This is a genomic window from Pseudomonas sp. AC229 (assembly GCF_979254655.1).
In genome coordinates, this window is record NZ_CEEDHK010000003.1 from 304,575 (window position 1) to 327,385 (window position 22,811).

Consider the following 22,811-nt stretch of genomic DNA (forward strand, 5'->3'; position numbering starts at 1 on the left):
GGCGCTGCGCCCCCTGCGCAACGCCGCCGGCTAGAGCCTGCCGGGGTCAGGCAGCGATCAATTGCCGCAGCACGTAATGGAGAATGCCGCCGGCGCGGAAGTACTCCACTTCGTTGAGTGTATCGATGCGGCACAGCACCTCGAATTGCTCCTGTTTGCCGTCCTCGCGGGTGAGGGTGATGGGCAGGCGCATCGAGGTTTTCAGCTCGACGTTATCGAGCCCGCCGATGCTCAGGGTTTCCTTGCCGGTCAGGCCAAGGGCCTTGCGGTCCTGCCCTTCGAGGAACTGCAACGGCAGCACGCCCATGCCCACCAAGTTGGAGCGGTGGATACGCTCGAAGCTTTCCGCCAGCACAGCTTTTACGCCCAGCAGGTTGGTGCCCTTGGCGGCCCAGTCGCGGGACGAACCGGTGCCGTATTCCTTACCGGCCACCACCACCAACGGCGTGCCTTCTTCCTGGTAACGCATGGCCGCATCGTAGATCGCCAGCTTCTCGCCGCTGGGCACGTGCAGGGTGTTGCCGCCTTCTTCGCCGCCGAGCATTTCGTTGCGGATGCGGATGTTGGCGAACGTGCCGCGCATCATTACTTCGTGGTTGCCGCGCCGCGAGCCGTAGGAGTTGAAGTCTTGCGGCTCCACGCCTTTGTCGCGCAGGTAACGGCCGGCCGGGCTGCTGGCTTTGATATTGCCGGCAGGGGAGATGTGGTCGGTGGTTACCGAGTCGCCAAGCAGGGCAAGAATGCGCGCGTTGTCGACGTTGCCGATTTTCGGCGGCGCCTGGTCGATGGCTTCAAAGAACGGCGGATGCTGGATATAGGTGGAGTCGTTTTGCCAGGCGTAGGTGTCGGCGTCTGGCACCTGAATGGCCTGCCACTTTTCATCGCCGGCAAACACTTCGGCGTATTCCTTGTGGAACATGGCGGTGTCGACTTTCTGCACCGCCTCGGCGATTTCCGCCTGGCTTGGCCAGATGTCGCGCAGGTACACGGGCTGGCCGTCCTTGCCGGTGCCGAGCGGGTCTTCGCTGAGGTTGGTGCGCACGGTGCCGGCCAGGGCATAGGCCACCACCAGCGGCGGCGAGGCGAGCCAGTTGGTTTTCACCAGTGGGTGTACGCGGCCTTCGAAGTTGCGGTTGCCCGACAGAACCGAGGCGACGGTGAGATCGGCTTGCTGAATGGCTTTCTCGATCGGCTCGGGCAACGGCCCGGAGTTGCCGATGCAGGTGGTGCAGCCGTAACCGACCAGGTCAAAGCCCAGGGCGTCGAGGTACTCGGTCAATCCCGCTGCGGCGTAGTAGTCGGTGACTACTTTCGAGCCCGGCGCTAATGAACTCTTCACCCACGGTTTGCGTTGCAGGCCTTTCTCCACCGCTTTTTTCGCCAGCAGACCGGCCGCCATCATCACGCTGGGGTTGGAGGTGTTGGTGCACGAGGTGATAGCCGCAATCACCACGGCGCCGTGTTTCAGGTGATGGGTTTCGCCGTTGAATTCATAGGAAACGTCGCCAGCATTGGCGCCGTCGTTGATCGCGGTGCCGCCACCGCCTTCGCTGAGCAGGCGGCCTTCTTCGGTGCTGGCCGGTTTCATTTGCAAGCCGAGGAAGTCGTCGAAGGCTTTGCTCACCGCCGGCAGGGCGACGCGGTCTTGCGGGCGTTTGGGGCCGGCGAGGCTGGCTTCGACGGTGCCCATGTCCAGCGCCAAGGTGTCGGTGAACACCGGCTCGTGGCCCGGTTCACGCCATAGGCCTTGGGCTTTGCTGTAAGCCTCGACCAGCGCCACGGTGGCGTCCGGCCGGCCGGACAACCGCAGGTAGCCGAGGGTGATGTCGTCCACCGGGAAGAAGCCGCAGGTGGCGCCGTATTCAGGTGCCATGTTGGCGATGGTGGCGCGGTCGGCCAGGGGCAGGGTGGCGAGGCCGTCGCCGTAGAATTCGACGAATTTCCCCACCACGCCTTTTTTACGCAGCATTTGCGTGACGGTGAGCACCAGGTCGGTGGCGGTAATGCCTTCTTTCAACTGGCCGCTGAGTTTGAAGCCGATCACCTCGGGAATCAGCATCGACACCGGCTGGCCGAGCATGGCCGCTTCCGCCTCGATGCCGCCCACGCCCCAGCCCAAGACGCCGAGGCCGTTGATCATGGTGGTGTGCGAGTCGGTGCCGACCAAGGTGTCGGGGAAGGCGAAGGTGTGGCCGTCTTCTTCTTTGGTCCACACCGTGCGGCCGAGGTATTCCAGGTTTACCTGGTGGCAGATGCCGGTGCCCGGCGGCACCACGCTGAAGTTATCGAAAGCGTTCTGGCCCCAGCGCAAAAACGCATAGCGCTCGCCGTTGCGCTGCATTTCGATTTCCACGTTTTGCTCGAAGGCGCTGGCGTCGGCGAATTTGTCGACCATCACCGAGTGGTCGATCACCAGGTCAACCGGCGACAGCGGGTTGATCTTCTGCGGGTCGCCGCCGGCCTTGGCCATGGCCGCGCGCATGGCGGCCAGGTCGACCACCGCGGGCACGCCGGTGAAGTCTTGCATCAGTACGCGGGCGGGGCGGTATTGGATTTCGCGGTCCGAGCTGCGGCTTTTCAGCCAGTCGGCCAGCGCCTGCACATCGCTGCGGGTGACGGTTTTGTCGTCTTCCCAGCGCAGCAGGTTTTCCAGCAGCACTTTCAGCGACATGGGCAGTTTGTCGACATTGCCCAAGGCTTTCGCGGCTTCCGGGAGGCTGAAATAGTCATACGTCTGGTCGCCAACCTGCAGGCGCTGGCGGCTGTTGAAACTGTTCAGGGACGGCATGCTCATCTCCAAATGGGGCTACACGGTAGGGGCCCGGTGCGCAGTTAACCTGCGTCGTAGTCGGTTGCGGCGCACAAATACAGCTCTAGCCTAGCTGGCGCCGCGGCTTTCGCTTGTGCCCAGGGACCTTTCAACTGACTGCCCTTGAGCGCTTGCGGTTCCAACTCGGCTATCATGCGCGCCCTGAGGAGAACGCCTGATGACCACTTTGTTGCTGCACTGCCGCCCCGGCTTCGAAAGCGAGGTGTGCTCGGAAATAAGCGACCACGCCGCGCGCCTGGAGGTGGCCGGGTACGCCAAGGCCAAGGCCAGCAGCGCGTACGCCGAGTTCATTTGCACCGAGGCCGACGGCCCCGAGCGGCTGATGCGCGGCCAGCGCTTTGCCCAGCTGATTTTTCCCCGGCAGTGGGCGCGCGGTGAGTTTATCGACCTGCCTGAAACCGACCGCATCAGCGTGCTGCTCGCCCATCTGCAAGCCTTGCCCGTGTGCGGCAGCCTGTGGCTGGAAGTGCTCGACACCAACGACGGCAAAGAGCTGTCGAACTTCTGCAAAAAATTCGAAGCGCCGCTGCGCAACGCGCTCAGCAAAGCCGGCCGGCTGGTGGAAGACGCCCGCAAGCCGCGTTTGTTGCTGACCTTCAAAAGTGGCCGCGAAGTGTTTGTTGGCCTGGCCGAAACCAACAACTCGGCATTCTGGCCTGGCGGCGTGCCGCGCCTGAAATTCCCCCGCGAGGCGCCGAGCCGCTCGACGCTCAAACTGGAAGAAGCCTGGCACCAGTTCATTCCCCGTGAAGAGTGGGACGAACGCCTTAACGGCGACATGACCGGCGTTGACCTGGGCGCCTCGCCTGGCGGCTGGACGTATCAACTGGTGCGCCGTGGCATGTTGGTCACCGCCATCGACAACGGCCCGATGGCCGAAAGCCTGATGGACACCGGTTTGGTGCAACATTTGATGGTCGACGGTTTCACCTGGACGCCCAAGCAGCCGGTGGATTGGATGGTGTGCGACATCGTCGAGAAGCCCGCGCGCAACGCCGCGTTGCTGGAAACATGGATTGGCGAAGGCCATTGCCGTGAAGCGGTGGTCAACCTGAAGTTGCCAATGAAACAGCGCTACGCCGAAGTGAAGCGTTTGCTCGAACGTATTGAAGAGGGCTTCAAAGCCCGTGGCGTAAAAGCCAGCATCAGCTGCAAACAGCTGTACCACGACCGTGAAGAAGTGACCTGCCACCTGCGCCGGCTAAGCAAATAGCCGCCCGTTTCTGGAGTTGTTTATGCCTGAATTCGATCCCGCCGCGCCCCTGGACGGCACCCTCGACGCCACCGGCCTGTTCTGCCCGGAGCCGGTGATGATGCTGCACAACAAAGTGCGCGACTTGCCGGCCGGCGGCCTGCTGAAAGTGATCGCCACCGACCCCTCGACCCGCCGCGATATTCCCAAGTTTTGCGTGTTTCTTGGGCATGAACTGGTTCAGCAGGAAGAAGAGGCGGGCACTTATTTATATTGGATTCGTAAGAAGGTTGAAGGCTGATCAGATCAGTCTCGCACTACACGATCTTATTAGGCCTTCAGGCCTTGGCGTTATGAATCCGTATCCGCTTCCTGGCGCTGCGCACCAGCCGAATGCTGAGCATCACGGCGGCGCAGGTCAGGCCCACGATCAATCCCTGCCATAACCCTTTCGGCCCGCTGGGTTCGCCGAACCAGTCGGTCAGGCCCAGCGCGTAGCCCACGGGCAGGCCGATGCCCCAGTAGGCGAACAAGGTCATGATCATGGTCGCGCGGGAGTCTTGGTAACCGCGCAGGGCGCCCGCTGCGGTCACTTGCACCGCGTCGGAGAATTGGTACAGCGCAGCAAACACGATCAGCGCCGAGGCCACGCCGATCACGGCTGTGTCGCGGCTGTAGATGCCGGCGATTTCGGTGCGCAGTTGCAGCATCAACACGGCGGCCACGCAGGCAAACGCCAACGCCGTGAGAATTCCGACACCGGCCACAAAGCGCGCCTGGCGCGGGTCGCCAGCGCCCAAGGAATGGCCGACGCGCACGGTCACCGCCATGCCCAGGGCGTAAGGAATCATGAAGGTCAGCGAGCTGAAGTTGAGCGCCACTTGGTGGCCGGCGACTACGTCGGCACCCAGGCTGCCGATAAGCAAGGCGATAACGGCGAAGATGCTCGACTCGGCAAACACGGCGATGCCAATCGGCAGGCCGACGCTGAGCAGGCGCTGAATCACGTCCCAGCGCGGCCATTCGAAATGACTGAACAGCCCTGCCGTTTTGTACACCGGCGCCCAGCGCACCCAGCCGAGCATGGCGAAGAACATGCACCACATCGCCACCGCCGTGGCCCAGCCGCAGCCGGCACCGCCGAGCGCGGGCAGGCCGAAGTGACCGTATATGAAGATGTAATTGAGCGGCACGTTCAGCAGCAGGCCGAACAGCCCGATCATCATGCTTGGCCGCGTGCGTCCCAGGCCGTCGCTGAAGCAGCGCAGCACGTAATACAGCGCCACCGAGGGAATGCCGCAGCCGATGCCGTACAGGTAAACCATGCTCGGGCCGATCAGCTCGGGGTCGACGTTCATAAAGCGCAGCACCGGCTCGGCATTCCACAGCACGATGCCGGCAGCAATGCCGACCGCCGTGGCCAGCCACAAGGCCTGGCGCACCAGCGCGCCGATGTCGCGCTCCTGGCCGGCGCCAAAGCGTTGCGCCACCTTTGGCGTGGTGGCCAGCAGGATGCCGGTCATCAGCAAATAAACCGGCACCCAAATCGAATTGCCCAAGGCCACGGCGGCCAGGTCGCGGGGGCCGACGCGGCCGGCCATCACGGCGTCGACAAAGCCCATCGCCGAATGCGAAAGCTGGGCAATCATGATGGGCAGGGCGAGAACAAGCAGGGCGCGTAGTTCGCGCAGGCAGCGGTTGAAACGGGATTCGCGGGCGGTCACGAGGCAGTCCATGTTTATCACGTGCGCACTGTATCGGCAGTGGTGGCCGGGCACTCGCTCTGTCCGAGACATACGACTTAAAGCGCGAGCTGCGCCAGGTCAGAGCTTGCAAAGGAGCGGCGAGTTTACGCCTTGACGCGTCAGTCAGGAAAGAGCCTCACGCGCGCGCGATGGCATGTGAAGATCGCCCCTGAGCGCCTGACGGCCTAGAATGTCGGCCTGACTTTTGGAGCCTGTCATGCGAATTCTTGCCGACGAAAATATTCCCCTGCTGGACGAGTTTTTTGCCGAGTTCGGCGAGATTGAACGCATGCCCGGGCGCGCCTTCGACCGCGACAGCGTGGCCCGCGCCGATGTGCTGCTGGTGCGCTCGGTCACCCAAGTGAACCGCGCGTTACTGGAAGGCAGCAAGGTGCGCTTCGTGGGCACTTGCACCATCGGCACCGACCACCTGGACCTCGACTATTTCGCCGAGCAGCACATCGGCTGGGCCAGCGCACCGGGCTGCAATGCACGCGGCGTGGTGGATTACGTGCTCGGCAGCTTGCTCAGCCTGGCCGAAGTGCGCGGCGCCGATCTGGCCCAGCGCACCTACGGCGTGGTTGGCGCCGGGCAGGTGGGCGGGCGGCTGGTCGATGTGCTGCGCGGGCTCGGTTGGCAAGTGCTGGTGTGCGACCCGCCGCGCCAGGCGGCGGAGGGCGGCGATTACGTGAGCCTGGAGGAAATCATTCAGCGCTGCGATGTGATCAGCCTACACACGCCGCTGATCGCCAGCACCCGCCACCTACTCAACGCCGAGCGCCTGGCGCAGATGCAACCTGGCACCTGGCTCATCAACGCCAGCCGGGGCGCCGTGGTCGACAACGTTGCGCTGCGCGAGTTGCTGCAACAACGGCACGACCTGGAAGCGGTGTTGGACGTGTGGGAAGGCGAGCCGCAGGTGGACCCGGATTTGGCCGAGCTGTGCCTGATCGCCACGCCCCATATTGCCGGCTACAGCCTGGACGGCAAATTGCGCGGCACGGCGCAGATTTACCAAGCCTTCTGCCAGCACTTCAACCTGCCGCCACGGGTGCAACTGGACGACCTGTTGCCGCCTTATTGGCTGACAGAGTTCGGCCTGGATGCGACGGCCGCTGTGCCGGTCGCACTAGCCGCGTTATGCCGCGCCATCTACGACCCGCGTCGTGACGACGCCGATTTTCGCCGCAGCCTGACGGGCAACGCCGCCGAACGAAAAAGCGCCTTCGACGCCTTGCGCAAACACTACCCGGCGCGGCGTGAAATTGATGGCTTGCATGTGAAACTGAGCGGCGAAGCGCCAGAGCTGGCGCAGGTGGTGCGGGCGTTGGGCGGGACGTTGGTGTAAACGGAAATTGCGTTGGGGTAATCGAGGCTAAAGCCTCTCCCACAGGTCACGGTGTGGTCTGTAGGAGAGGCTTTAGCCTCGATGGCTTTCCCTGATTACTCTGGCTTAGGCTCGCCCAAGGCAATTTCTTCCATCTTCTCGCAGGCCTGTTGAACCATGCCTTCGGTAATAGGAATCTCCCGGCCTTGGGCGTCAATCACGGCGCCGCCGACAGGGTGTTGGGGTGGCACCGGGTGTACGCGGCGTTCGGCGGTATGCAGGGTGTGCAAGCTCATGGCTCGTCTCCTCATCTGGGTTGTGCCGACAATAGCGGGCCTTGATGAAAGCCCAATGACAACGTCGCGCCACAGCAGCGCGAGGCCATTCCCGTTAAGCGGGGCGTAGTTTTGTGAAACGATGCGGGCCGAGTAGTTCCCGCGCATGGGGTGCGTATGTCGGTTTTTCACCTGGGTTTAATCATCAATCCCCTGGCCGGGCTGGGCGGTCCGGCGGCGCTCAAGGGCAGCGACGGCATGGCGGCAGAGGCGATTGCCCGTGGCGCTCAACCCCGCGCTGCCGAGCGCACGCGGGTGGCGCTGGAGCTGTTGTTGCCGTTGCAAGAACGCCTGGAGTTTCTAACGTTTCCCGGCGCCATGGGCGGCGATTTGCTCGCGCAGATGGGCTTCAAACATCGCTTGCTAGGCCAGCTTGGTGGGCCTGACACAAGCGCCGCCGATACCCGCGCAGCCGTTCATGCATTACAAACAGAAGGGGTGGGGTTGCTGCTATTTGCCGGCGGCGACGGCACCGCGCGTGATGTCTGCGAGGTGACGCGCGAAGGGCAGGCGGTGTTGGGTATTCCGGCGGGGGTGAAGATTCAGTCCGGTGTTTACGCCGTCAGCCCACGCGCTGCCGGCGAGCTAACGCGGCGCCTGGTGGAAGGCGGGCTCGTTCGCTTGAGCAGCGCCGAGGTGCGCGATATCGATGAAAGCGCTTTGCGCGAAGGTCGCGTCACCGCGCGCTGGTATGGCGAATTGAGCGTGCCGCAAGAAGGCGGCTTCGTGCAGCAGGTGAAGCAGGGCGGGGTGGAATCGGAAGAACTGGTGCTCAGCGAAATCGCCGCCTGGCTGGAAGACACCTGGGAACCTGACGTGCGCTACGTCTTCGGCCCCGGCTCGACGCTGCACGGCCTGGCTCAGAATCTTCGGCTGGACACCACGTTGCTGGGCGTGGACGTGATCGAAAACGGCCAAGTGCTGGCCCGTGACGTGACCGAGGCGCAGCTGTTTGAACTGGTGGATGGACAGCCGGCGCGGGTGCTGGTCACGGCGATTGGCGGCCAGGGCCACATTCTTGGGCGCGGCAACCAGCAGATCAGCCCTCGGGTGTTGCGTGCGGTTGGGTTGGACAACCTGCGCGTGGTGGCGACCAAACGCAAATTGGCCACGCTTGAAGGGCGACCCTTGTTAGTGGACAGCGGCGATGCGGCGCTGGATGACAGTTTTCCCGACGTGGCTAAGGTGTGGGCGGGGTACAAAGAGGAGTTGGTGTATCCGCTGTCGGTGGGCGGCGAAGAGTCACGCGAGCCCTTGTAGGAGCGAGCTTGCTCGCGAATGCCTTTTTCAGGGTTCGCGAGCAAGCTCGCTCCTACAGAAGCCATGCTTATATTTGTTTGCGCTTTGCTTGTGTCCCGCCCCAACCGTCCCCATCTACCGCTAGCCCCTTCCTCTCTGCGAGCCGCCGCATGATCTCCATTTTGTCTTCCCGCCAGCGCAAGGCGCTGCGCATGACGCGTGAGTTTGTTGCGCCGTACCGCTGGCACGTAATCGGCGCGCTGGTGGCGCTGATGTTTACGGCTGGCATCACGCTGTTTATGGGCCAGGGCGTGAAGCTGTTGGTGGACCAGGGTTTCGCCACCCAGTCGCCGCATATGCTTAACCAGTCCATCGCGCTATTTATGGTGCTGGTGGTCGCGCTGGCGGTCGGCACCTTTTCGCGGTTTTACCTGGTGTCGTGGATCGGTGAGCGCTTCGTGGCGGATATTCGCAAGAAGGTGTTCAACCACCTGATCACGCTGCATCCCGGCTTTTATGAGACCAACCGCAGTTCGGAAATCCAGTCGCGGCTGACGGCCGATACCACGTTGTTGCAGTCAGTAATCGGCTCGTCGCTGTCGTTGGCGTTGCGCAACGCGTTGATGCTGGTGGGCGGCGTGGTGCTGCTGTTTGTCACCAACCCCAAGTTGTCGCTGATCGTGATCGCCGCCTTGCCGCTGGTGATCGCGCCGATTCTGATTTTCGGCCGCCGTGTGCGCAGCCTTTCGCGCCAAAGCCAGGACCGCATTGCCGATGTCGGCAGCTACGTCGGCGAAAGCCTGGGCCAAATCAAGACCGTGCAGGCGTACAACCATCAGGAGCAGGACAAACGTCGCTTCGGTGGCACGGTGGAGGACGCGTTTGAAACCGCGCGCAAGCGAATTTCCCAACGCGCCTGGCTGATCAGCGTGGTGATTCTGCTGGTGCTGGGCGCGGTTGGTGTGATGCTCTGGGTTGGCGGCATGGATGTAATTGCCGGGCGCATCAGCGGCGGTGAGCTGGCGGCGTTTGTGTTTTACAGCCTGATCGTCGGCACTGCGTTTGGCACCTTGAGCGAGGTGCTGGGCGAGTTGCAACGGGCGGCGGGGGCGGCCGAGCGAATTGCCGAACTGCTGCAGGCGCGCAGTGAGATCAAGGCGCCGACGAGCGATTTGTTGGTATTGCCCGAGCGCGTCAGTGGCCGCATCGAGCTGGATGCCGTGCGCTTCGCCTATCCCACGCGCCGTGATCGTTTTGCCGTGGATGGAATCAGTTTGCAGGTGGAACCGGGCGAGACCCTGGCGTTGGTGGGGCCGTCCGGCGCCGGCAAGTCGACGCTGTTCGATCTGCTGCTGCGCTTTTTCGACCCGCAAGAAGGGCAGATTCGGGTGGAGGGGCTGCCCATCGCGCAGCTCGACCCTGTCGACCTGCGGCGCTGCTTCGCGTTGGTATCGCAAAATCCGGCGCTGTTTTTTGGCAGCGTGGAAGACAACATTCGCTATGGTCGCGCCGCTGCCACCCACGCTGAAGTGGAAGCGGCGGCCCGTGCCGCGCATGCTCACGAATTCATCATGGCCATGCCTGAAGGCTATAAAACCCATTTGGGCGACGGTGGACTTGGCCTATCGGGCGGCCAACGCCAACGTCTGGCGATTGCCCGGGCGTTGCTGGTGGATGCGCCGATTCTGCTGCTGGACGAAGCCACCAGCGCCCTGGATGCCGAGAGTGAGCACCTGATTCAGCAGGCATTGCCCACGTTGATGGCCGGGCGCACGACGCTGGTCATCGCCCATCGGTTAGCCACGGTGAAAAGCGCGGACCGCATCGCCGTGATCGACAAGGGGCAATTGGTGGCGCTGGGCAGTCATGCGCAATTGGTGGCGGGCAATCCGTTGTACCGGCGCCTGGCCGAGTTGCAGTTCAACAGCAGCAGCGACGAGACGCCGTTTACTCAGCCCGCTTGATATCGCGCGGCGGATTCTTCGCCGGCTGCGGTTTCACGGTCAGCGCCACGCCGATAGCGGCGACGATGATCGAGCCGATGGCCACCCATTGGCTGCTGCTGAGTTTCTCTTGTAGAAAGATCAGCCCCGACATCGCGGCAATCGCCGGTTCCATGCTCATTAGCGTGCTGAAGGTGCGCGCCGGCAGGCGGGTCAGGGCGAACATTTCCAGGCTGTAGGGCAGGGCGGTCGACAGAATCGCCACGCCAATCGCCATCGGCAGCAAAGTGAAATGAAACATCGCGCTGCCGGCGGCAAATACTCCGATCGGAAACACGATAACGGCGGCGACCACCGTGCCCAGCGCTACGGTTTGGCTGCCGTGTTCGGCACCGGCGCGTTGGCCGAACAAAATGTACAGCGCCCAGCACACGCCAGCGCCCAAGGCCAACGCGGCGCCCAGCGGGTCGAGTTCGGCATTGGCCGGGTTCACTGGCAGCAGCAAGGCCAGGCCGATTACGGCCAGGGCGATCCAGACAAAGTCGATAAAACGCCGCGACGACAGCATGGCCAGCACCAATGGCCCGGTGAACTCCAGCGCCACGGCAATGCCCAGCGGCACGGTCTTCAGCGACATATAAAACAGCAGGTTCATCACCCCGAGCGAGGCGCCGTAGCCGAGCAGCGACAGCACACCGGCGCGGTTGAACGGCGCACGCCATGGGCGCATCACCAGGCACAGAATGATTGCCCCCAGGCTTAGGCGCAGCGCTGAAACGCCTTCGGCGCCAACGACCGGGAAAATGCCCTTGGCCAACGCCGCGCCGCCCTGAATGGAGCTCATGGCGATGATCAGCAAAAGAATGGGGAGGGCAATCGAGACGGCGGGTTTGGACCCAGGCATGGGGAATTCCGGTTGGAGCGTGGCAGTGAGCAAAATGAGCGCTGGAGCTGATCGCGGCTGAAGCCGCTCCTACACAAAAGCGTGGGAGCGGCTTCAGCCGCGATGCTGTTGGGCGGTTTTTACCGCTCCGGAGTTTTTATCCGCGGGACGGGGTAGAGCTTAGCGGTACTCGCACAAGTACGCGGTGTCGACGGCCACTTTCAGCTGGAATTTGCTGTTGGCTGGAACGGTGAAGTTGCTGCCGGCTTCGAAGGTTTCCCAGGCGTCGGTGCCTGGCAGTTTCACGGTCAGGGCGCCGGCGACAACGTGCATGACTTCCAGTTGGCTTGTGCCGAATTCGTATTCGCCAGCGGCCATGACGCCGATGGTGGCCGGGCCTTGTTCCATGCCGAAAGCGATGGATTTAACGGTACCGTCGAAGTATTCGTTGACCTTGAACATGACATTTCCTTTAAAGGACGAAAAAAGGTCGGCCAGTATGCCCAAGGCGCTGGGCCCCGTCACCTGCGCGGGCCGCGCTACGGCGGCGTTTACGAGGCGGGCAGGACCAAGGGCAAAAGCCGCGCGGTGTTGCGCGCATCTTCCAGCGCGCGGTGCTGCTGGCCTTGAAAACTCAGGCCGGCTAATTGCAGGGCGGTGTTCAAACTCACCGGTTTTTGCAGTTGGCGGGCTTTGGCGAAGCGTTGTTTGAGGTTCAGGTGCGGCACGCTGGCGAGCAGGCTGGTGAGCTGGTGCTGCTGCCAATCCTGTTCCAGCTGTTTACGGTCGTAGTCGCCCCAACTGGCCCAACCCACCAGGCGCGGTTGGTGCGCGCCGAGCCAGCGTTCGAACAGCGGCCACACCGTTACAAGCGGCGCCGCAGCGTCGACATTCGCCTGCGTGATATGGGTGAGTTGCCGACAGAAACTGGTGAGGTGAGGCCGCCGCAGCGGGCGGACGAAGCGCTGGAAATGGTCGACCTCGCGACCTTCGGCGTTCACCAGACTGGCGCCGATTTCGATGATTTCCATGTCTGTAACCGGCCAGCCACCTTCTTCAGTCGTGGCTTCCAGGTCGATCACCAACCAATATCCCATCGTTCTCTCCATCCGTTGGGCAAGCAGTATGGAAGGCCTTTCGACGCCTCGCAAACCCCATTCCAGGCGCCTGCGTGGCGTATGACCGACGAAGTCGGGGATTTTCTCCCGACCAAATCGTCAGGGCGCTCTACGCTTGTGGTAACCCTAGAAAGGAGAGATGTGATGGCGACTGTGGCGTTTATCGGGCTCGGCACCATGGGCTTTCATATGGCTGGGCACCTGGCTTGCGAAGGGCATCAGGTGACCGTGTACAACCGCACCCAGGCCAAAGCGGATGTGTGGTGCGAAGAATTTGCAGGCGAAAGCGCCGGCTCCCCGCGCGAAGCGGCCGAGGGCGCGGAATTCGTAATGACTTGCGTGGGCAACGACGAGCAATTGCGCGCCGTGTTGCTGGGCGAAAGCGGGGCGTTGGCCGGCATGGCGGCCGGTAGCGTGCTGGTGGATCACACCACGGCCTCGGCCGATATCGCGAAAGAAATGGCGACGCTGGCGGCCGAGCGCGAGGTGGGGTTTCTGGATGCGCCGGTGTCGGGCGGCCAGTCGGGCGCGGAGGGCGGCATGTTGACCGTGATGGTCGGCGGCGACGCCGCGTTGTTTGAGCGCGCGGCGCCGGTGGTCGAGAGTTATGCCAAACGGGTCAAGCGCATGGGGCCGGTCGGCAGCGGTCAACTGACCAAAATGGTCAACCAGATTTGTGTGGGCGGCTTGCTGCAAGCCTTGGCCGAGGCGCTGCAATTTGCCCGTCGCGCCGGGTTGGACGTGCCCAGCGCCATGGACATCATCAGCCATGGCGCGGCGCAGTCGTGGCAGTTGGAGCATCGCTATCAAACGATGCTGGAGGGCAAGTTCGATAACGGTTTTGCCGTGGATTGGATGCGCAAAGACTTCGCCATGGTCTTTGCGGAAGCCAAGCGTAACGGTGCGCAGCTGCCGGTGACGGAGCTGGTGGACCGGTTTTACGCCGAGGTGCAAGGGCAGGGCGGGGGACGCTGGGACACCTCCAGTTTGATTACACGTCTGAAGTAGTTCGCGGTGGCTTTGCGGTGGCCGGGCGCGCGAGTAGAATCGCCGCCCGTCGCCGGCGCGCCTGGTTACAGCGCGCACGGTTGGTTTGTTCACGAGGTATGAGTCGTCATGAATTGCCGCCCCGGTTGCGGTGCCTGCTGCATCGCCCCCTCCATCAGCTCGGCGATACCTGGTTTGCCTAACGGCAAGCGGGCCGGCGAACGTTGTTTGCATCTGTCGGTCGATAATTTGTGCGCGCTGTTCGGTTCGCCGCAGCGCCCGCCCGTGTGCTCGGCGTTCAGCGCCGATGTTGAGGTATGTGGCAGCAGCCGCGAGGAGGCGATCCGATTGCTGGGTTGGCTGGAACAGGCCACCAGCCTCGGCACCGAAGCGGCTATCCAATAAAGCCCGGGGGCCTCTGGCACCTCGCGCATCATCAGTAAGGAGTTCGTGATGGGTTTGCTAAGTCGAGTGGCTGGCGTGTGTGCCGTGAGTCTGCTGGCGTCTACAGCGGCGCATGCCGAGGATTGGAAGCTGGCCAAGGATGAAGACGGCATCAAAGTCTTTCTGAGCGAAGTACCCGGCTCGCAATACAAAGCCTACCGGGGCGTGACCATCATCAAGAGCGACATCGCCACCCTGCGTGCCTTGCAGGAAGACGTCGGCGGCTCGTGCAAATGGATTTTCCAGTGCAGCGAACAAAAGCTGATCAAAAGCGAAGGGGCGCAGAGCTGGACGTACAGCCGCTTCAGCCCACCGTGGCCGGTAACCCCACGGGATTCGATCATCCACGTGACCACCACCGAAGAACCTGACGGCACCGTGCTGCGCAAGCTCGAAGGCTTGCCCACCTATCAGCCTGAAGAGAAAGGCTATGTGCGAGTGACCAAGGTGGACGGCTTTTGGAAGATGACTCCCAAGGGCACAGGCGATGTGGAAGTGACGTATCAGGTGACCACCGAACCGGGCGGCAGCGTGCCGTCGTGGTTGGCTAACAGCTTTGTGGTCGATGCGCCGTTTAAAACCCTTCAAGGGATGAAGGAGCGGGCGGAGAAGAAGTAGCGGGCCTGGCCTCTTGTAGGAGCGAGCTTGCTCGCGAAGCCTGTGATGTTCAAAAAGCTTCGCGAGCAAGCTCGCTCCTACGGTTCGGGACAGGTTCGTGATGCAATAAAAAACCCCGCCTAGGCGGGGTTTTTGTCGACCGCGTGATGCTTATTTGCGGTCTTTCAGAGCGGTAATATCGCGCTGCTCGTAGCCGGTATAAAGCTGGCGCGGACGGCCAATTTTGTACGGGCTGGAGAGCATTTCTTTCCAGTGCGAGATCCAGCCGACAGTCCGCGCCAGGGCGAAGATTACGGTGAACATGCTGGTCGGAATGCCGATCGCTTTGAGGATGATGCCCGAGTAGAAGTCGACGTTCGGGTACAGGTTGCGTTCTTTGAAGTACGGATCGGTCAGGGCGATCTCTTCAAGGCGCATGGCCAGTTCCAGCTGCGGGTCGTTCTTGATGCCGAGTTCTTTCAGCACTTCGTCGCAGGTCTGCTTCATTACGGTAGCGCGTGGGTCACGGTTTTTGTAAACGCGGTGACCGAAGCCCATCAACTTGAACGGGTCGTTCTTGTCTTTGGCCTTGGCGATGAAGGTGTCGATGTTTTCGACGCTGCCAATCTCGTCCAGCATGGTCAGCACAGCTTCGTTGGCGCCGCCGTGGGCAGGGCCCCAGAGCGCAGCGATACCGGCAGCGATACAGGCGAACGGGTTAGCACCCGAAGAGCCGGCCAGGCGTACGGTGGAGGTGGAAGCGTTTTGTTCGTGGTCGGCGTGGAGGATGAAGATCCGGTCCATTGCCTTGGCCAACACCGGGCTGATCGGTTTGATCTCGCAGGGGGTGTTGAACATCATGTGCAGGAAGTTTTCCGCGTAGGTCAGGTCGTTGCGCGGATACATCATCGGCTGACCCATGGAATACTTGTAAACCATGGCCGCCAGGGTCGGCATTTTCGCCACGAGGCGAATGGCCGAAATCTCGCGGTGCTGCGGATTATTGATGTCCAGCGAGTCGTGGTAGAAGGCCGAGAGGGCCCCTACTACACCGCACATGATGGCCATCGGGTGAGCGTCGCGACGGAAGCCGTTGAAGAAGCTTTTCAGCTGCTCGTGAACCATGGTGTGGTTCTTTACGGTGCTGACGAACTTGGCTTTCTGCTCTTCGGTTGGCAGTTCGCCATTGAGCAGCAGGTAGCAGGTTTCGAGGTAGTCGGACTGCTCGGCCAATTGCTCGATCGGGTAGCCGCGGTGCAACAGGATGCCTTTGTCACCGTCGATATAGGTGATCTTCGACTCGCACGAGGCGGTCGACATAAAGCCAGGATCAAAAGTGAAATGGCCCGTGGCGGTAAGGCCCCGCACATCTACAACATCGGGACCAACGGTGCCGGATAAAACGGGCAGCTCGACGGGGGCTGCGCCCTCGATGATCAACTGCGCTTTTTTGTCAGCCATGTGTGGCCTCCTATTTATGCTTGAAATCACCAGACTGCCCCCCACGCAGGGCCCGCCACACTATAGAGAGATAAATCCTAAAGTCAATTTACCGGAACCCATGCGCCAGAAGGCTTGCAGCGGTGTTTTGCGTCTTTTTTGGCGCTATTTACGCCTTTTGCCAAGTAAGCGCAATGAGCGGTTTGGGGTAGGCCTTTTCGTTGTCATTAGTAACCTAACTGTCTATACTCCCCCACCGACCGCCAGGGGCCTTGGAGCCTTTATTCTGGAGGTTGTCACTCCCTGGGTAGTGGGTTCTGACCAGTGCACTTCCCGACAACTTTGCCCTGATTGTTAGGGGCCCTTCAGTGTGAAAAAAGCCGTGAATAGCCAAAGACCTGTAAACCTAGACTTAAGGACGATCAAACTCCCAGTCACTGCTTACACGTCCATCTTGCACCGGATCTCCGGTGTCATCCTTTTCGTGGGCCTCGCTGTGCTGCTGTACGCACTCGACAAGTCCCTCGAGTCTGAGGATGGCTTCAAGCAGGTGGCCGCGTTTCTGGCCAGCCCTCTGGCCAAGTTTGTGATTTGGGGCCTGCTCTCCGCTCTGCTGTATCACTTGGTGGCAGGTATTCGCCATCTGATTATGGACGTGGGCGTTGGTGAGACGCTGGAAGGCGGCAAACTGGGCTCGCAAATCGTACTCGTCGTTTCGGCGGTAGTGATTGTGCTGGCGGGAGTATGGATATGGTAACTAACGTCACGAACTTCTCACGCTCCGGGCTATATGACTGGATGGCCCAGCGCGTGTCTGCGGTTGTACTCGCGGCTTATTTCCTTTTCCTGATTGGATACCTCGTGGTTCACCCAGGCCTGGACTACACCGTCTGGCATGGTCTGTTCTCACAGAACTGGATGCGCATTTTCAGCCTGTTGGCGCTCGTTGCTCTGGGCGTTCACGCCTGGGTTGGCATGTGGACGATTTCCACCGACTACCTGACGCAAATGGCGTTGGGCAAGTGGGCGACCGGTGTGCGTTTTCTGTTCCAGGCAGCGTGTGGCATCGCCATGTTCGCTTACTTCGTCTGGGGCGTGCAGATTCTTTGGGGTATCTGATTCATGGCTAACATTAATACGCTTTCCTTCGATGCCATCATTATTGGTGGTGGCGGTGCCGGGATGCGCGCCGCACTGCAGCTGGCCCAAGGCGGCCACAAGACTGCAGTAGTGACCAAGGTGTTCCCGACCCGCTCGCACACTGTGTCGGCACAAGGCGGTATCACCTGCGCCATCGCGTCGGCCGACCCGAACGATGACTGGCGCTGGCACATGTACGATACCGTCAAGGGTTCCGACTACATCGGTGACCAGGACGCTATCGAGTACATGTGTTCCGTAGGCCCAGAAGCGGTGTTCGAACTCGAGCACATGGGTCTGCCGTTCTCCCGTACCGAACAAGGCCGCATCTACCAGCGTCCGTTCGGTGGCCAGTCGAAAGACTTCGGCAAAGGTGGCCAGGCTGCCCGTACATGCGCCGCAGCTGACCGTACCGGTCACGCGTTGCTGCACACGCTGTATCAGGCCAACCTGAAGGCCAACACCGTATTCCTCAACGAATACTATGCAGTGGATCTGGTGAAGAACCAGGACGGCGTGTTCGTCGGCATCATCGCCATCTGCATTGAAACCGGTGAAACCTCGTACATCCGCTCCAACGCCACCGTTCTGGCAACGGGTGGTGCGGGCCGTATCTACTCGTCCACTACTAACGCCCTGATCAACACCGGTGACGGTATTGGTATGGCGTTGCGTGCTGGCGTGCCGGTACAAGACATCGAAATGTGGCAGTTCCACCCCACCGGTATCGCCGGCGCTGGTGTACTGGTTACCGAAGGCTGCCGTGGTGAAGGTGGATACCTCATCAACAAACACGGCGAGCGTTTCATGGAGCGTTACGCTCCGAACGCGAAAGACCTGGCGGGTCGTGACGTAGTTGCTCGTTCGATGGTTAAAGAAATCATCGCTGGCAACGGTTGCGGTCCGGATGGCGACCACGTGATGCTGAAACTCGACCACTTGGGCGAGGAAGTGCTGCACAGCCGTCTGCCAGGTATCTGCGAACTGTCGAAGACCTTCGCCCACGTTGACCCGGTTGTTGCGCCGGTTCCTGTGGTTCCAACTTGCCACTACATGATGGGCGGCGTTGCCACCAACATTCATGGCCAGGCGATCACTCAGGATGCTGCGGGTAACGACCACATCATTCCGGGCCTGTTCGCAGTAGGCGAAGTGGCGTGCGTATCGGTGCACGGTGCCAACCGTCTGGGCGGCAACTCGTTGCTCGACCTGGTGGTGTTTGGTCGTGCGGCCGGCATCCACTTGGAACAAACTCTGAAAGAAGGCGTCGACTATCGTCGTGCCACTGAAACCGACGTTGATGTTGCTCTGGCGCGTTTGAATGGCCTGAACGAGCGCACCAGCGGCGAAGACGTTGCGTCCCTGCGTAAGGAACTGCAGAGCTGCATGCAGAACTACTTCGGTGTATTCCGTACCGGCGAATACATGCAGAAGGGTATTGCTCAGTTGGCTGACCTGCGTGGCCGCATCGCTGCCGTCAAGATCGACGACAAGAGTCAGGCCTTCAACACCGCGCGCATCGAAGCGCTCGAGTTGCAGAACCTGCTGGAAGTGGCCGAAGCCACTGCCATTGCCGCTGAAGTCCGCAAGGAATCTCGTGGTGCTCATGCTCGTGAAGACTACGAAGATCGGGATGACGAAAACTGGCTCTGCCACTCCCTGTATTTCCCAGGCGAGAAGCGTGTGTCCAAGCGTGCCGTCAACTTCGCGCCTAAGACTGTTCCGGCGTTTGAACCCAAAATTCGTACTTATTAAGGGTGGCCATTATGTCTCTTGGTAAAACTCTGCAAGTTAGCGTTTACCGCTACAACCCGGAAACGGATGCCGCACCGTTCATGCAGGACTTCAACGTCGATATCGACGGCAAAGACCTGATGGTGCTGGACGTTCTGGCGTTGATCAAAGAACAGGATCAGGGCTTCTCGTATCGCCGTTCCTGCCGTGAGGGTGTTTGTGGCTCCGACGGCATGAACATCAGCGGCAAGAACGGTCTGGCCTGCATCACGCCGATTTCGGCGGTAGTGAAGGGCAACAAGCTGATCGTTCGTCCACTGCCAGGTTTGCCGGTTATCCGTGACCTGGTCGTCGACATGAGCATCTTCTACAAGCAGTACGAAAAGGTGAAACCTTTCCTGCAGAACAATACTCCGGCGCCGGCTATCGAGCGTCTGCAGACCCCCGAAGAGCGCGAGAAGCTCGACGGTCTGTACGAGTGCATTCTGTGTGCGTGCTGCTCGACGTCGTGCCCTTCGTTCTGGTGGAACCCGGACAAGTTCCTCGGTCCAGCTGCGCTGCTGCAAGCCTATCGTTTCCTGGCTGACAGCCGCGACACCCATACCGAAGAGCGTCTGGCTGCACTCGATGACCCGTTCAGCGTATTCCGCTGCCGCGGGATCATGAACTGCGTGAACGTTTGCCCTAAAGGTCTCAACCCGACCAAGGCAATCGGCCACGTACGCAGCATGTTGTTGCACAGCGGTACCTGATTTACCGGCAATACCTGCTTAACCAGCTACACCTGCGGCGCCGACCATTCGGCGCCGTAGTTTAAGACCGGGTCGCTACCCAAAAGGCGGCGGCCTCACTTTGAAAAATTGACGACCAGCAGGGGCATCCGGGCTGGTACCCGGACTATCTGCGGGATCCGAAGTGGCTTTACCAGGTCGCTGGTTTTGGGCTGGGTAATTTCATGCGGTTTCCACGCCGGTGGTGTCCCCTTACCGAGGGTGACCAAGCATGCAAGAAAGCGTGATGCAGCGCATGTGGGACAGTGCCCACCTATCCGGTGGTAACGCTGCCTACGTGGAAGAGCTCTACGAGCTCTACCTGCACGATCCCAACGCTGTGCCAGAAGAGTGGCGCACCTACTTCCAGAAGCTGCCGGCCGATGGCAACGTCACCAATGACGTTTCCCACTCGACGGTGCGCGATCATTTCGTGTTGCTGGCCAAGAACCAGCGTCGCGCTCAACCGGTGTCTGCCGGCAGCGTGAGCAGTGAGCACGAGAAGAAGCAGGTCGAAGTCTTGCGACTGATTCAGGCGTATCGGATGCGTGGCCATCAGGCCTCTCAGCTCGATCCGCTCGGTCTGTGGCAGCGCCCGGCACCGGCTGATTTGGCGATCAATCATTACGGCCTGACTGATGCCGATCTCGACACAACCTTCCGTACCGGTGAGCTTTACATCGGTAAAGAGGAGGCGACGTTACGCGAGATCTATGTGGCTCTGCAGCAGACATATTGCCGCACCATTGGCGCCGAGTTCACGCACATCGTCGATTCCGAGCAACGCAAGTGGTTCCAGCAGCGTCTGGAAAGCGTGCGCGGTCGTCCGACGGTTTCCCCTGAGGTTCAGAGCCATCTGCTCGAGCGCCTCACCGCCGCTGAAGGCCTGGAAAAATACCTGGGCACCAAGTATCCGGGCACCAAGCGTTTCGGTCTGGAAGGTGGCGAGAGTCTGATTCCGCTGCTCGACGAACTGATTCAGCGTTCCGGTTCTTACGGCACCAAAGAAATTGTGATCGGCATGGCCCACCGTGGCCGTCTCAACGTGCTGGTCAACACCTTCGGTAAAAACCCGCGCGACCTGTTCGACGAGTTCGAAGGCAAGAAGAAGCTGGTCGAGTTGGGCTCCGGCGACGTGAAGTACCACCAGGGTTTCTCATCCAACGTGATGACCACTGGCGGTGAAGTTCACTTGGCCATGGCGTTCAACCCGTCCCACCTGGAAATCGTTTCGCCAGTGGTCGAGGGTTCTGTTCGTGCCCGCCAAGACCGTCGCAACGACACCACAGGTGACAAGGTTCTGCCGGTTTCTCTGCACGGTGACGCGGCGTTCGCCGGTCAGGGTGTGGTCATGGAAACCTTCCAGATGTCGCAGACCCGCGGCTTCAAGACTGGCGGCACTGTGCACATCGTGATCAACAACCAGGTTGGCTTCACCATCAGCAACCCGGAAGACTCCCGTTCCACCGAGTACTGCACCGACGTCGCCAAGATGATTCAGGCGCCGATCCTGCACGTGAACGGTGATGACCCGGAAGCCGTGTTGTTCGTGACCCAGCTGGCCATTGATTACCGCATGCAGTTCAAGCGTGACGTGGTAATCGACCTGGTTTGCTACCGTCGTCGCGGCCACAACGAGGCCGACGAGCCGAACGGCACCCAGCCGTTGATGTACCAGCAAATCGCCAAGCAGCGGACCACCCGTGAGCTGTATGCCGACGCGTTGATCCAGTCCAACAGCCTTGATGCCGACAGCGTTCAGCACAAGGTCGACGACTACCGCAACGCGCTGGACAACGGTCTGCACGTTGTAAAAAGCCTGGTTAAAGAGCCGAACAAAGAGCTGTTCGTGGATTGGCGTCCATACCTGGGCCACGCCTGGACCGCGCGTCACGACACCCGCGTACCGCTGAAAACCCTGCAGGAACTGGCGACCAAGTTGCTGGAAGTGCCAGAAGGTTTCGTGGTTCAGCGTCAGGTCTCGAAAATTCTCGAAGACCGCCAGAAGATGGCTGCCGGTGGCTTGCCGATCAACTGGGGCTTCGCTGAAACCATGGCGTACGGCACCTTGCTGTTCGACGGGCACCCGATTCGCCTGACCGGCCAAGACGTTGGCCGTGGCACCTTCTCGCACCGTCACGCGGTGCTGCATAACCAGAAGGACGCCGGCACTCACGTTCCGTTGAAGCACCTGTACGAAGGTCAGCCGCGTTTCGACCTGTACGACTCGCTGCTGTCCGAAGAAGCCGTGCTGGCCTTCGAATATGGCTACTCGACCACCAAGCCGGATGCGTTGGTGATCTGGGAAGCGCAGTTCGGCGACTTCGCCAACGGTGCACAAGTGGTTGTCGACCAATTCATCACCAGCGGCGAGCACAAGTGGGGTCGTCTGTGCGGCCTAACCATGCTGCTGCCGCACGGTTATGAAGGGCAGGGGCCTGAGCACAGCTCGGCGCGTCTGGAGCGTTACCTGCAGCTGTGCGCCGAGCACAACATTCAGGTGTGCGTGCCGACTACCCCGGCGCAGGTCTACCACATGCTGCGTCGCCAGGTGATTCGCCCGCTGCGTAAGCCATTGGTCGCATTGACGCCGAAGTCGCTGCTGCGGCACAAATTGGCCATTTCGACCTTGGAAGACCTGGCCGAAGGTTCGTTCCAAACGGTACTTCCAGAGATCGATGCACTCGATCCGAAGAAAGTGAAACGGTTGGTACTGTGCAGCGGCAAGGTCTACTACGACCTGCTGGAAAAGCGCCGTGCCGAAGGCCGCGACGATACCGCCATCGTGCGTATCGAGCAGCTGTATCCGTTCCCTGAAGATGACCTGGCCGAGGTGCTTGCTCCGTACAAGAACCTTGAGCACGTGGTCTGGTGTCAGGAAGAACCGATGAACCAGGGCGCTTGGTATTGCAGTCAGCACCACATGCGTCGCGTCACCAGCGCGCACAAGAAAGGCCTGTTCCTCGAGTACGCCGGCCGTGAAGGCTCTGCTGCTCCGGCCTGTGGTTACGCTTCGATGCACGCCGAGCAGCAGGAAAAACTGCTGCAAGACGCCTTTACTGTTTAACGCCTTCGTCCCACAACGGG

20 protein-coding genes are annotated in these 22,811 nt (G+C 61.1%); 13 read left to right on the forward strand and 7 right to left on the reverse strand.

Annotated elements, in window-relative coordinates:
- Window positions 1-46 precede the first annotated feature (46 nt).
- Window positions 47-2,788, reverse strand: coding sequence for an aconitate hydratase AcnA (acnA, locus tag AC0IW7_RS06160; protein WP_471816448.1), 2,742 nt, complete (start codon window positions 2,786-2,788; stop codon window positions 47-49).
- A gap of 199 nt (window positions 2,789-2,987) precedes the next feature.
- Between acnA and rlmM the strand changes: the two genes are divergently transcribed.
- Together rlmM and tusA are read left to right on the forward strand one after the other, a co-directional pair.
- The gene (gene rlmM, locus AC0IW7_RS06165; RefSeq protein WP_471816450.1) at window positions 2,988-4,043 is read left to right on the forward strand and encodes a 23S rRNA (cytidine(2498)-2'-O)-methyltransferase RlmM; all 1,056 of its coding nucleotides are present in this window, start codon (window positions 2,988-2,990) and stop codon (window positions 4,041-4,043) included.
- Between the two features lie 22 nt (window positions 4,044-4,065).
- Entirely contained in the window at window positions 4,066-4,323 is a 258-nt protein-coding gene (gene tusA, locus AC0IW7_RS06170; protein WP_122451156.1) for a sulfurtransferase TusA, read from the forward strand.
- A 37-nt stretch (window positions 4,324-4,360) separates the two neighbouring features.
- On the opposite strand, the gene AC0IW7_RS06175 is transcribed toward tusA, so the two are convergent.
- The gene (locus AC0IW7_RS06175) at window positions 4,361-5,758 is read right to left on the reverse strand and encodes an MATE family efflux transporter (protein WP_471816452.1); all 1,398 of its coding nucleotides are present in this window, start codon (window positions 5,756-5,758) and stop codon (window positions 4,361-4,363) included.
- 226 nt (window positions 5,759-5,984) lie between these two features.
- Between AC0IW7_RS06175 and pdxB the strand changes: the two genes are divergently transcribed.
- Window positions 5,985-7,115 (forward strand): 4-phosphoerythronate dehydrogenase PdxB, encoded by a 1,131-nt coding sequence (gene pdxB / locus AC0IW7_RS06180; protein ID WP_471816454.1) that lies wholly within the window; start codon window positions 5,985-5,987, stop codon window positions 7,113-7,115.
- A 95-nt stretch (window positions 7,116-7,210) separates the two neighbouring features.
- Here the strand turns inward: pdxB and AC0IW7_RS06185 are convergent, their stop codons facing one another.
- A complete protein-coding gene (locus AC0IW7_RS06185) occupies window positions 7,211-7,390 on the reverse strand; it encodes a PA1571 family protein (protein WP_463382321.1) in 180 nt (59 codons plus the stop codon).
- Window positions 7,391-7,546: 156 nt separating this feature from the next.
- Here AC0IW7_RS06185 and AC0IW7_RS06190 point away from each other — a divergent pair, with 156 nt between their 5' ends.
- Window positions 7,547-8,689, forward strand: a complete 1,143-nt coding sequence (locus tag AC0IW7_RS06190) for an ATP-NAD kinase family protein (protein ID WP_471816456.1) — start codon at window positions 7,547-7,549, stop codon at window positions 8,687-8,689.
- 149 nt (window positions 8,690-8,838) lie between these two features.
- Entirely contained in the window at window positions 8,839-10,632 is a 1,794-nt protein-coding gene (locus tag AC0IW7_RS06195) for an ABC transporter transmembrane domain-containing protein (protein ID WP_471816457.1), read from the forward strand.
- On the opposite strand, the gene rhtA is transcribed toward AC0IW7_RS06195, so the two are convergent.
- From rhtA to AC0IW7_RS06210, 3 genes are all read right to left on the reverse strand, one after another.
- Entirely contained in the window at window positions 10,616-11,515 is a 900-nt protein-coding gene (gene rhtA, locus AC0IW7_RS06200; protein WP_471816459.1) for a threonine/homoserine exporter RhtA, read from the reverse strand. The genes AC0IW7_RS06195 and rhtA overlap by 17 nt on opposite strands.
- Before the next feature lie 159 nt (window positions 11,516-11,674).
- Window positions 11,675-11,956 carry a pyrimidine/purine nucleoside phosphorylase gene (gene ppnP / locus AC0IW7_RS06205; protein ID WP_122451165.1) on the reverse strand — a complete coding sequence of 94 codons (282 nt, stop codon included), beginning with the start codon at window positions 11,954-11,956 and terminating at the stop codon, window positions 11,675-11,677.
- A gap of 89 nt (window positions 11,957-12,045) precedes the next feature.
- On the reverse strand, window positions 12,046-12,591 hold the full coding sequence (locus AC0IW7_RS06210) for a 3'-5' exonuclease (protein ID WP_471816461.1): 546 nt from the start codon (window positions 12,589-12,591) through the stop codon (window positions 12,046-12,048).
- A 165-nt stretch (window positions 12,592-12,756) separates the two neighbouring features.
- Here AC0IW7_RS06210 and AC0IW7_RS06215 point away from each other — a divergent pair, with 165 nt between their 5' ends.
- The 3 genes from AC0IW7_RS06215 to AC0IW7_RS06225 all read left to right on the forward strand — a co-directional run bounded on the left by AC0IW7_RS06215 (window position 12,757) and on the right by AC0IW7_RS06225 (window position 14,661).
- On the forward strand, window positions 12,757-13,620 hold the full coding sequence (locus AC0IW7_RS06215; RefSeq protein WP_471816463.1) for an NAD(P)-dependent oxidoreductase: 864 nt from the start codon (window positions 12,757-12,759) through the stop codon (window positions 13,618-13,620).
- A 108-nt stretch (window positions 13,621-13,728) separates the two neighbouring features.
- Window positions 13,729-14,004 (forward strand): YkgJ family cysteine cluster protein, encoded by a 276-nt coding sequence (locus AC0IW7_RS06220; protein ID WP_471816465.1) that lies wholly within the window; start codon window positions 13,729-13,731, stop codon window positions 14,002-14,004.
- Window positions 14,005-14,052: 48 nt separating this feature from the next.
- Window positions 14,053-14,661 (forward strand): START domain-containing protein, encoded by a 609-nt coding sequence (locus AC0IW7_RS06225; protein ID WP_471816467.1) that lies wholly within the window; start codon window positions 14,053-14,055, stop codon window positions 14,659-14,661.
- 150 nt (window positions 14,662-14,811) lie between these two features.
- Here AC0IW7_RS06225 and gltA read toward each other — a convergent pair whose 3' ends face one another.
- A complete protein-coding gene (gene gltA, locus AC0IW7_RS06230; RefSeq protein ID WP_471816469.1) occupies window positions 14,812-16,101 on the reverse strand; it encodes a citrate synthase in 1,290 nt (429 codons plus the stop codon).
- Between the two features lie 349 nt (window positions 16,102-16,450).
- On the opposite strand from gltA, the gene sdhC reads away from it, so the two are divergent.
- The 5 genes from sdhC to AC0IW7_RS06255 all read left to right on the forward strand — a co-directional run bounded on the left by sdhC (window position 16,451) and on the right by AC0IW7_RS06255 (window position 22,791).
- The gene (gene sdhC, locus AC0IW7_RS06235; protein ID WP_206000775.1) at window positions 16,451-16,837 is read left to right on the forward strand and encodes a succinate dehydrogenase, cytochrome b556 subunit; all 387 of its coding nucleotides are present in this window, start codon (window positions 16,451-16,453) and stop codon (window positions 16,835-16,837) included.
- The gene (gene sdhD / locus AC0IW7_RS06240) at window positions 16,831-17,199 is read left to right on the forward strand and encodes a succinate dehydrogenase, hydrophobic membrane anchor protein (RefSeq protein WP_122451172.1); all 369 of its coding nucleotides are present in this window, start codon (window positions 16,831-16,833) and stop codon (window positions 17,197-17,199) included. The genes sdhC and sdhD overlap by 7 nt, the downstream gene beginning before the upstream one ends.
- A 3-nt stretch (window positions 17,200-17,202) precedes the next feature.
- On the forward strand, window positions 17,203-18,975 hold the full coding sequence (sdhA, locus tag AC0IW7_RS06245) for a succinate dehydrogenase flavoprotein subunit (RefSeq protein WP_122451173.1): 1,773 nt from the start codon (window positions 17,203-17,205) through the stop codon (window positions 18,973-18,975).
- Between the two features lie 11 nt (window positions 18,976-18,986).
- Window positions 18,987-19,706 carry a succinate dehydrogenase iron-sulfur subunit gene (locus AC0IW7_RS06250; RefSeq protein ID WP_122451280.1) on the forward strand — a complete coding sequence of 240 codons (720 nt, stop codon included), beginning with the start codon at window positions 18,987-18,989 and terminating at the stop codon, window positions 19,704-19,706.
- A 250-nt stretch (window positions 19,707-19,956) separates the two neighbouring features.
- A complete protein-coding gene (locus tag AC0IW7_RS06255) occupies window positions 19,957-22,791 on the forward strand; it encodes a 2-oxoglutarate dehydrogenase E1 component (RefSeq protein ID WP_471816472.1) in 2,835 nt (944 codons plus the stop codon).
- Window positions 22,792-22,811: the final 20 nt, after the last annotated feature.